Here is a 9042-nt window from a genome sequence, read left to right as displayed (position 1 = left end):
GTATAAGAATTCCGTTCAAATCATGTATGAGAGCGTGCAGAAAAGTGATAAAAGAAAAAAGATATAGTTCTAACTTTCACTTTTCTGATTTATATATTGTACTGTTTTGCAAGTGTATGAGTTGCTGTTGATGAAATAGTTAAGGTCCAATCGGCTATTTGCTGCTTAGATAAGGGGATTTTGTAGAGAAAATTTATATCAACTTAACACACGGGTAGGTGTAGGTTTGTGAGGTAATCCAGGTTTGGAAGCAACTGTATAAATCACTTTTTGGGAATGATAAACAGCCCTTATAGTTAGGCTGCATAGCACGACTTACTATAACTTTATACAGCTAAACCCTCCCTATTTACTCTAAAGCAACACCTATAGATTTAGCTACTAGCCACCACTTCCGGCACATTTGTTTATCAAACTACACCTTAGCGTTTTTGGAGCACAATACTGGCCGCATTACCTCCGAAGCCTGCTGCATTGATCATAATACGGTTGATTTGAGAACTATCCTGATGTGGAAGTAGATGTGGGTATGGTATAGAGGTGAATTGCTGTTGCTCTAGAATGTGCAACGCATACTGTATACTCAAAGCACCGGATGCTCCTAAGGTATGGCCAATGAGCCACTTGTTAGTCGTGATGGCTGGTGAAGTATCACCAAAAACAGCTTGTATGGCAGCTAGTTCTGCCCTATCGCCGGCGCGGGTGCCGGGGGTATGGGTAATAATCAGATCTACCTGTTGGTCCTGTGCTGGTAATTGCGTCAACGCTTGCCGCATCGATTTCTGAAAGTTCAGCCCTTCGGAAGAGATGCCTGTTTTGCTCGTAAGCTTCTCAAATCCGAATCCAACTGCCTCTATTATAACATCACCTGGCGCAGTTATATTTTGCTCCAGGGCGAATACAGCGGCGCCCTCACCAAGGGTAAAAGTGTTCTGCTTTTCCTGCGCATAAGGCTGGCAAGGGTAGGGGTGCTCTGCTAATTTGGAGTAGATGCCTACTGCCTTCATTTGGGCAATAGTAAAATCTGTTAACGGAGCCTCGGTGCCGCCTGCCAGAAAACGCTTCGCCATACCTGCCTTCAACCAGGCTACACCATTGGCTACGGCCATTAGGGCAGTGCTGCAGGTTATGGAGTGGCTGATTTGTCCGCCGCCGGCGTTAACGGCATGGGCCACCCAGCTGGAAAGGTTGCCGAGCGTAGTAGTAGGGGAAGCGCTGGATGAGAGCTGCTCTTGCTGAAATGCCTCATAGTGCTGTTCAAACAAGCCTGTGGCTCCTCTTGAAGAGCCTATGTTTACAGCCAGGTCATCATCATCCGAGGCGTTTTTATGGAGCCATCCCGCCTGTGCCGCCGCCTGCTGTGCTGCATAAACAGCCATCAGTACAGAGCGGTCGAGTTGTTTGTAAACTGAGTTGCTTTCGATGAGTTGCTCAAGCTGCTGTTCAGCAGCGGGAGGTAAGGCTGCTACTGGTGTAGCTTGTCCCTGGTGTGTTTGCGTGGTAAAAGCAGGTTTGCCAGCTGCATAAGCGGCCGCTACACTGGCGGCATCATAGCCTAATGGCGATAGGATGCCACAACCTTTGATAACGATATGTTGCTTCTCTTCTTTCAAACTGGCAGCAAAGGTAAGGGATAAAACGATAATACTTCCTCCAGCTGTAGCTTCTGTAACTGGAGGAAGTATAAATTAGAAGCTAATCGTGCAAGGTGGTTTGGTTGGGGCGCGGATAGTGCTTCGCACCAGCTACTACCTGCTGCATTCCCCGAATCACCTCATACACCTGCTCTAGCTGCTCATCAGTGATGCAGTAAGGTGGAATAATATAGATGATGTTGCCCAGCGGACGCAGAATCACGCCATGATCTAAACCGTAGCTATAGAGGGTGTCGCGGAGGTCGCTGAAGTAAGAGGTGGTGCCGTCTTCAAACTCAACAGCCAGTATCGTGCCCTGCTGTCGCACCTGTGCCACCTGTGGTAATTTGTTTATACTTTGTGCAAAAGCTGTATGGTGTTCTACAATTCGCTTGATGTTGTCCTGCGCTTCCTGTGCTAGTAACAAATCCATACTTGCCAGGCCAGCGGCGCAGGCTACAGGATTGGCTGTGTAGCTGTGGCCGTGGAAGAGCGTTTTTGCCTTATCATCGTAAAGAAAGCCATTGTAAATCTTTTCAGAGGCCGAGGTCGCGCCTAAAGCCATGGTGCCTCCTGTTAGGCCTTTGGACATGCAGATCATATCGGGCTGGTGGTGCAGGTAATCACAGGCGAAGGTGCGACCAGTGCGGCCAAAACCTGTCATCACCTCATCGGCAATGGTCAGGATGTTGTGCTGCTGGCAGATCTGCAGCAGGCGGTCCAGCACCTCCGGGCTATACATCACCATACCGGCTGTGCCTAGCACCAGTGGTTCGAAAATGAATGCGGCTATGTCGTCCTGCTTTGCCAGTGCCTCCAGTTGGTTTATGGTTTCTTCCTCTTTTCCGGCAACAGGCACATCTATAAACTCCACCTCAAACAAGTATGGCCAGAACGGTACGGTAAACGCACTGCGGGCACTTATGGCCATCGCACCAAAGGTGTCTCCGTGATAACTGTCGCGGTAGGCAATAATTTTATGCTTAGGAGTATCCTGGTTATTCCAATATTGGATGGCCATTTTCATGGCTACCTCTACAGCTGTAGAGCCATTGTCAGAATAAAATATGCGACTTTGATTGCTTGGCAAAATCTGTAGCAGGCGCTCGGCAAAAGTAACCGCTGCAGGATGGGTGAATCCGGCAAAAATAACATGCTCCAGCGTGTTTAGCTGCTCTGTTACTTTTTGCGCAATGTATGGGTGCGCATGGCCGTGCAGGTTCACCCACCACGATGCCACAGCATCAATATAGGACGTACCATCCTCTGAAAACAAAAGCGCCCCTTCACCCCGAACAATCGGAACAGGAAGCGCTGCGGTTTTCATTTGTGTATAGGGATGCCAGATAACGTTATGGTCGCGTTCGGCTAAATTCATGTTTTAGACGCTAGATTTTAGACGTCAGAATTTAGACATTATGCGCATTGGTCTAGCGTCTAATATCTAAATTCTAATGTCTTACAAGTATGATTTAAACTCCTGAGCATAAGCTGCAACGGCATCCTTACAAAAATCAGCTTCCTGACGTATAGATGGCAAACGGCGCAGGCCGGTATACTTCACAATAAAGTCTTCTGACGTAGGATTCTCCTCTCCATTAAAAATAATACCTGCCACTGGAATTTTACGATAGCGCAACACCTCAGCGGTAAGCAAAGTATGATTTATACTTCCCAGGTAGTTACGTGATACCAATACCACTTCCAGCCCAAGCTGCTGCACCAGGTCCAGCACCAGAAAGCGCTTGTTCAAGGGTACCATCAAGCCTCCGGCTCCCTCTACAATCAGGTTGTTTTGGGTGTCGGGTAGTTTCATGGATTTTACGTCTATCTCAACGCCTTCGGCGGCAGCCGCCTTGTGTGGCGACGATGCCATCTTGAGACGGTAAGCCTCCGGGTGATAAATAGAACGCGCATTAGAAACCAGACTCTTTACAGTGTCTGTGTCCGTAAAATCCAGGCCACCTGCTTGCACAGGTTTCCAGTAATCAGCTTGCAGTGCTTCGGTAAGTATGGCTGCGGCAACTGTTTTGCCAACGTCCGTTCCGATGCCTGTTACAAAATATTGTTTCATGTACCTTTGGCTATGGCCTTCACGAGACCGTCAATTTCTTCTTCTGTATTAAATGCGTGCACAATTACGCGCAGCCGTTCCGTACCCTGTGGCACAGTTGGCGGCAGCACGGGGCGCACGTCAAAACCTTCTTGTTGCAGCGCAGCCGCCAGCTCTTTGAGCCGCTGAGGCTGATGCAGGAAAACAGACAGTATCACGCTGTTTTCCGGTGAGCAGCTAATGCCGCTCAGCTTGTTCAGTTTTAGGTACAATAGGTGCGACAGCTTTTTTACCCTTTCCCGCTCTTGAGTCAGTTGGGGCAACAAAGTATAAGCGCACTTTAAGGCTACCAGCGCATGCGTTGGTAAGCCCGTAGTATAAATAAAAGCACGACTAAAATTGATCAGAAAGTCGCGGAGCGCCTGAGGGCCGACTACCGCTGCGCCATGGCTACCCATAGCTTTGCCATAGGTAATAACCTGAGCAAACACATCTTGCTCCAGCCCAAGAGCCGAAACAAGTCCTTCGCCTTTTTCTCCGTAAAGGCCCACAGCATGTGCCTCGTCCACGATCAAAGCGGCTTCCTGATCTTTACATACTTCTGCTAACTCCCGTAAGGGAGCAGCATCTCCATCCATGGAGTATACCGACTCTACCAGCACGTATACCTGCCCTGTGGCATGCTTCAGCTTTTGCCGCAAATCCTCCACACTGTTATGGCGAAAGGAGTAGGTTTTGGCAAAGCTCAGGCGTAAACCGTCTTTCATAGAGGCATGGCTAGCCTCATCATAAAACACCGTATCGCCGCGCTGTGGCAATGCCGACAGTAGCCCCACATTAGCCGAGTAGCCGGAGTTAAACAGCAGCGCCGCCTCTGTATGGTGGTAGCGCGCAATTATACTTTCCAGCTCCTCAAAAAGCGGATGGTTTCCTGATAAAAGTCGGGAGCCGGTTGCCCCCAATGGTAAATGTTTATACTTGTCCTCTTCCTTGTGGATGAGTGCCCGCAGCTCTTCAGAGCGAGCAAGGCCGAGGTAGTCGTTTGAGCAAAAGTCAATAAGCCCGCTGGTGGTTTTGAGCTGACGCAAAGTTCCCTGCGCCGCACGCTCCGCCAGCTTTTGCTCCAGCTTTTTTAAGATGTTAGACATAAGCCGTTAGATTTTAGACTTCTTTACAGATGTACAAGTATGTTTGTCTAACATCTAGTATCTAATGTCTAACCCACCACTGGCTGGGCTTCTTCTTTAAATGATTTTCTTGGGCTCAGGCCGAGTAGTTCGAACATGGCTTTGTCTGCGTCAAAATCCGGGTTAGGAGTGGTGAGCAGTTTCTCGCCTGTGAAGATGGAGTTCGCGCCAGCCAGGAAGCAAAGTGCTTGGTCTGTCACGCTCATGCGCTCACGGCCAGCCGAAAGGCGTACCATAGAGGCAGGCATCAAAATACGGGCAGTGGCAATCATGCGCACCATTTCCCAAACCGATACCAACGGCTGGTTCTCCAGTGGTGTACCTTTAACAGGAACCAGTGCATTTACAGGCACCGACTCGGGGTGCTGCTCCATAGTAGACAAAGTATAAAGCATACCGATACGGTCTTCGTCTGTTTCACCCAGACCAATAATACCACCAGAGCACACGGAAATACCTGCTTTGCGCACATTATCAATCGTGTTCAGGCGGTCGTCGTAGGTGCGGGTTGTAATAATGCTGGCGTAGTTCTCTTCTGACGTGTCCAGGTTGTGGTTGTAGGCATAAAGGCCTGCTTCTTTCAGACGCTCTGCCTGGTACTCGTTTACCATACCCAGCGTACAGCAAACCTCAAGGCCCATATCGTTCACGCCTTTCACCATGTCCAGTACCTTGTCGAAGTCGCGGTTATCGCGTACCTCGCGCCAGGCAGCACCCATGCAAAAACGGGTAGAGCCGCCTTCTTTGGCGCGCTGCGCGGCTGTAAGTACCTGCTCCTGACTCATCAGTTTATGTACATCCACGCCCGTATGGTAGCGTGCAGCTTGTGGGCAGTAAGCGCAATCTTCAGAGCAACCACCAGTTTTAACTGACAGTAGCGTACACACTTGCACCTCTCCAGTTGCCTGAAACTGCTTGTGTACATTAGCAGCCTCTACAATCAGTTCCAGTACAGGCTTGTAATAGATAACTTTTATTTCTTCCAGGCTCCAATCGTTACGAAGAGCAGTGTTTAGTCCGTTTTGCATCATGGTACTCGCGTTTAGGGTTACGAAGGTAATTTGAAGATTTAGGAATTAAAAATCAAAAGTATGGGTAGTATTAGTGGATAATTAGCTAAGTAATTCAGCTTGTGTGGGTTTTCTGTGGATAAATCGTTTTGTTAATTTGTTGAGAATTTATTTTTGCTATCACACTTAGTTTTGGCTAAAGAATTATCACATCGCTGCAACCTGCTACTTTACCAACAGCAGCACTAACCGCAACGAAGGGAGAAGTGTTTAGAAACTGAATTTGAGAGGCTGGGTGTAAAGATGTAGCGTATGAGTTATTGATTTTAATGGCAGTGAGAGGTAGAGTAGATATGCCTTTATTGCTGATTTCCGTTATCTTAGCTTTACTTATGAATGAACTGTTGAAGCTCCACCCTTATAAGATGATTAAATTGATGAGAAACTTTGTGTTGCTGTTTGTAGTGTGCCTGAGTAGCTTTCCAGCTTTCGCTCAGAAAAAGGCACCCTGGAACGGCAAAAAGGCTGCTGTGGTGCTTACCTATGATGATGCCCTAAACGTGCACCTGGATAATGCCATCCCTGCCCTGGACTCCCTGAACTTGAAAGGTACCTTCTTTTTAACAGCTGCCTCTGATGCATTTTCTAAGCGGATGGAGGAGTGGGGTAAGGTAGCGACAAACAGACATGAGTTAGCAAATCATACGCTTTTCCACCCCTGCAATGGCAGCAGTCCCGGCAGAAGCTTTGTGACACCAGAATATGATTTGGCTACCTATTCTGTGCGCCGTATTAAAGATGAGATCAAGATGACCAATGCGGTGCTGGAGTCGGTGGACGGCAAAAAGGACCGAACATTTGCCTACCCTTGTGGAGACACCGAAGCTGGAGGTGAATCTTATGTAGATGCTATAAAAGGCGATTTTGTGGCAGCGCGGGGCGTGCAGGGTAAAATGGTGCCGATAGGTGAGAAGGATTTCTATAACATCGGCACGTACATGATCAACGGGCAATCTGGCGACGAGCTGATTGAGCTGGTGAAGCAGGCCATTAAATCCAATAGCATGATCGTGTTTCTGTTTCATGGGGTAGGAGGTGAGCACTCTTTAAACGTATCGCTGGAGGCACACAGTAAGCTGCTACACTACCTGAAAGCACATGAAAAGGAAGTATGGAATACGACATTTATAGAGGCCACTAAGTATATGAAAAGGGCTGAACCCGCTAAAAAATCAAGTAAATAGGTATGAGTATTTTATACTAAGGTGCGCTGCCGAAGATGGTTACTTTACTTTGAGTGCCATAAGGTATAAATCAAAGCCTTCTGCCCAGAAATCCTTTTTTACTTCTTCTAATTCAAAGCCCATCTTCTCGTAAAATCTATAAACTAGCTGCGTTGTACGGACAACAACAGTGGCGATAGCAGGGGCTTGCTTAATTTGCTCTATCCGATACTGGGTGAGTACCCTTCCGACACCTTTACCTTGATAGTCAGGATGTACAACATCCCATGAGAGACGGGCCAGCTTATCTTCAGCAAAGTAGTTGATACCACCTGAAGCCACTATGGCTCCTTTTTCCTCTACCACGTAGTAGATTTCCAGATGCTGGTCAAGGTACTCCTGAAAGTCCTCTTCTTCGGCTACAGCAAAGTATAGAGGTGTGTTGAGCCTGAGCAAATGCAGCAACTCTTCTCGGTCTTCTTTGGTGTAGGGGCGGATCATGTGTGTAGAAGTATAGCGTTATGTGTTGAAAAGGGGAACGATATGTTTTTCCTTGCTAATATAGCTTTCTTTAATTCATGTTTTAATGTAGGAGTTAATGTGTTGGGCTGTGAAAACGATATTCTCAGGTTTTAAGCCTTTGCGACTTGTATAGGTGAGATTTTATACTCCCTATTCAGAAGTAGCCCGTTAATCAGCGTCCAAATAAGAATTGCTGGGCCAAGCATAAAGAATGATTTTGTACCCTGAAGATCGTACGGCAAAAACACCAGACCACTAGAGGTAGATGCCAGCCATATCATTGTAAGAGAAAGCCTCTTTCTCAGTATATACTTTGTGGTTAACAAGTATAGTAGAGATCCAACGGCTCCGGCAGCCACTACGATGTGAGGCATGCTGCCTTCACCGCTGTATAGCCACACGCAACCATGATTAACTAGAACAGACAAAACAAAATGAATGAAAACTTTCTTGTCTGTACGCTTGTCGTTAGGCAGATTGTAGTAGGTGGTTAAAAGCGGAAATGTTACTCCAGGCAGATAAGGCATTAACACCATATAAGGGATTTTCGTCACTTCGATAAAGTAAACTGATACTGTAAATAAGAAATAGAATAATCCTGTAATTAGCGAGTTAATGAAAGGCTTGTTGCTTTGGTACGTTTCTGTTGTTATCATTTGTTAGCAACGGATTTTGGGATTGGTGTAGTGGCGTGGCTGTGGTAAAGGTGTGGTTATAAGACTTTATTTCTTCATGCCTAACCAAAGGCTTCCACGTTTAAAAGAGTACACCTCTGTTATGTTACCTATCGGTTCTTTCAGCTTTTCTGACCGATGAGGTTTCTTAAGTTGCTTCTCAAACCAAACTTTAGCTTCTTCAAAATCTTGTTGTGAAACATAATGTTCTGGTTCTCCAATTTCACAGTTATCGTAACGATCTTCATCTAAATAGTATTCCCAGTTGAACTGCTCGAGCCTATCTTTTAGATTTCCATAGTTGCGTGTTTTGAGTGCCTTTTCTTTAACTGATTTGTAGAAGATATTTTCATAGTCTTTTATATTATCACCTATAGCACAAACCACCTGTGACTTTGAAAACCGTGGCTCATAAAGCCAAATCTTTAGATAGTAAGGCTGACCTAACTGGTCAAGCTGTATTTTCCAGCTATCATAAATATCAAGAAGCCCATTCAGTATTTCTTGCTTGATTTTCCTATTTGGTTCTGGTATAGAACTTTTGGTTATTGAGTTGTCACACCAAGGATGCACTATAATATCTATGTGGTCACTTCCATTTCTCTTCAGGTAATCAAGGTCAAGTTCCAGATTTTTCCGCCTCCACTGTTCAACTTGCTTATGGCGTCTCTTATGCCCACGAACTTTTTGTGATTTCATTAATCCTTGAAATTATGAATAAATCATTTATTATTTTGTG

9 protein-coding genes are annotated in these 9042 nt (G+C 46.3%); 1 reads left to right on the top strand and 8 read right to left on the bottom strand.

Translation table 11 applies throughout. The annotated features are described in order from the left end of the window. Positions 1-422 precede the first annotated feature (422 nt). The 5 genes from ACFQ2O_RS17180 to bioB all read right to left on the bottom strand — a co-directional run bounded on the left by ACFQ2O_RS17180 (position 423) and on the right by bioB (position 5905). On the bottom strand, positions 423-1613 hold the full coding sequence (locus ACFQ2O_RS17180; protein WP_377530610.1) for a beta-ketoacyl synthase N-terminal-like domain-containing protein: 1191 nt from the start codon (positions 1611-1613) through the stop codon (positions 423-425). An 82-nt stretch (positions 1614-1695) separates the two neighbouring features. Continuing rightward, on the bottom strand, positions 1696-3012 hold the full coding sequence (gene bioA / locus ACFQ2O_RS17175) for an adenosylmethionine--8-amino-7-oxononanoate transaminase (RefSeq protein ID WP_377530608.1): 1317 nt from the start codon (positions 3010-3012) through the stop codon (positions 1696-1698). Between the two features lie 81 nt (positions 3013-3093). After that, entirely contained in the window at positions 3094-3708 is a 615-nt protein-coding gene (gene bioD / locus ACFQ2O_RS17170; RefSeq protein WP_377530605.1) for a dethiobiotin synthase, read from the bottom strand. Then, complete coding sequence (locus ACFQ2O_RS17165; RefSeq protein ID WP_377530603.1) at positions 3705-4835, bottom strand: aminotransferase class I/II-fold pyridoxal phosphate-dependent enzyme; 1131 nt, start codon at positions 4833-4835, stop codon at positions 3705-3707. The genes bioD and ACFQ2O_RS17165 overlap by 4 nt, the downstream gene beginning before the upstream one ends. A 68-nt stretch (positions 4836-4903) precedes the next feature. Continuing rightward, on the bottom strand, positions 4904-5905 hold the full coding sequence (bioB, locus tag ACFQ2O_RS17160) for a biotin synthase BioB (RefSeq protein WP_377530601.1): 1002 nt from the start codon (positions 5903-5905) through the stop codon (positions 4904-4906). A gap of 371 nt (positions 5906-6276) precedes the next feature. Here bioB and ACFQ2O_RS17155 point away from each other — a divergent pair, with 371 nt between their 5' ends. Continuing rightward, positions 6277-7128: a polysaccharide deacetylase family protein gene (locus ACFQ2O_RS17155; RefSeq protein ID WP_377530598.1), complete on the top strand. Its 852-nt coding sequence runs from the start codon at positions 6277-6279 to the stop codon at positions 7126-7128. Positions 7129-7167: 39 nt separating this feature from the next. Here ACFQ2O_RS17155 and ACFQ2O_RS17150 read toward each other — a convergent pair whose 3' ends face one another. The 3 genes from ACFQ2O_RS17150 to ACFQ2O_RS17140 all read right to left on the bottom strand — a co-directional run bounded on the left by ACFQ2O_RS17150 (position 7168) and on the right by ACFQ2O_RS17140 (position 9002). Then, positions 7168-7608 carry a GNAT family N-acetyltransferase gene (locus tag ACFQ2O_RS17150; protein ID WP_377530595.1) on the bottom strand — a complete coding sequence of 147 codons (441 nt, stop codon included), beginning with the start codon at positions 7606-7608 and terminating at the stop codon, positions 7168-7170. A gap of 131 nt (positions 7609-7739) precedes the next feature. Beyond that, a complete protein-coding gene (locus ACFQ2O_RS17145) occupies positions 7740-8285 on the bottom strand; it encodes a hypothetical protein (RefSeq protein ID WP_377530593.1) in 546 nt (181 codons plus the stop codon). A gap of 66 nt (positions 8286-8351) precedes the next feature. After that, on the bottom strand, positions 8352-9002 hold the full coding sequence (locus ACFQ2O_RS17140; protein WP_377530590.1) for a hypothetical protein: 651 nt from the start codon (positions 9000-9002) through the stop codon (positions 8352-8354). Between the last annotated feature and the right edge of the window lie 40 nt (positions 9003-9042).

This window comes from Pontibacter rugosus, from assembly GCF_042678745.1.
Taxonomy (GTDB): Bacteria; Bacteroidota; Bacteroidia; order Cytophagales; family Hymenobacteraceae; genus Pontibacter; species Pontibacter rugosus.
This window is presented reverse-complemented; position numbering and strand designations above follow the sequence as displayed.

Coding starts and splice junctions, on each gene's coding strand:
- bioA (WP_377530608.1), bottom strand. CDS start 3,012: ATGAATTTAGCCGAACGCGACCATAACGTTATCTGGCATCCCTATACA.
- bioD (WP_377530605.1), bottom strand. CDS start 3,708: ATGAAACAATATTTTGTAACAGGCATCGGAACGGACGTTGGCAAAACA.
- ACFQ2O_RS17165 (WP_377530603.1), bottom strand. CDS start 4,835: ATGTCTAACATCTTAAAAAAGCTGGAGCAAAAGCTGGCGGAGCGTGCG.
- bioB (WP_377530601.1), bottom strand. CDS start 5,905: ATGATGCAAAACGGACTAAACACTGCTCTTCGTAACGATTGGAGCCTG.
- ACFQ2O_RS17155 (WP_377530598.1), top strand. CDS start 6,277: ATGAATGAACTGTTGAAGCTCCACCCTTATAAGATGATTAAATTGATG.
- ACFQ2O_RS17150 (WP_377530595.1), bottom strand. CDS start 7,608: ATGATCCGCCCCTACACCAAAGAAGACCGAGAAGAGTTGCTGCATTTG.
- ACFQ2O_RS17145 (WP_377530593.1), bottom strand. CDS start 8,285: ATGATAACAACAGAAACGTACCAAAGCAACAAGCCTTTCATTAACTCG.
- ACFQ2O_RS17140 (WP_377530590.1), bottom strand. CDS start 9,002: ATGAAATCACAAAAAGTTCGTGGGCATAAGAGACGCCATAAGCAAGTT.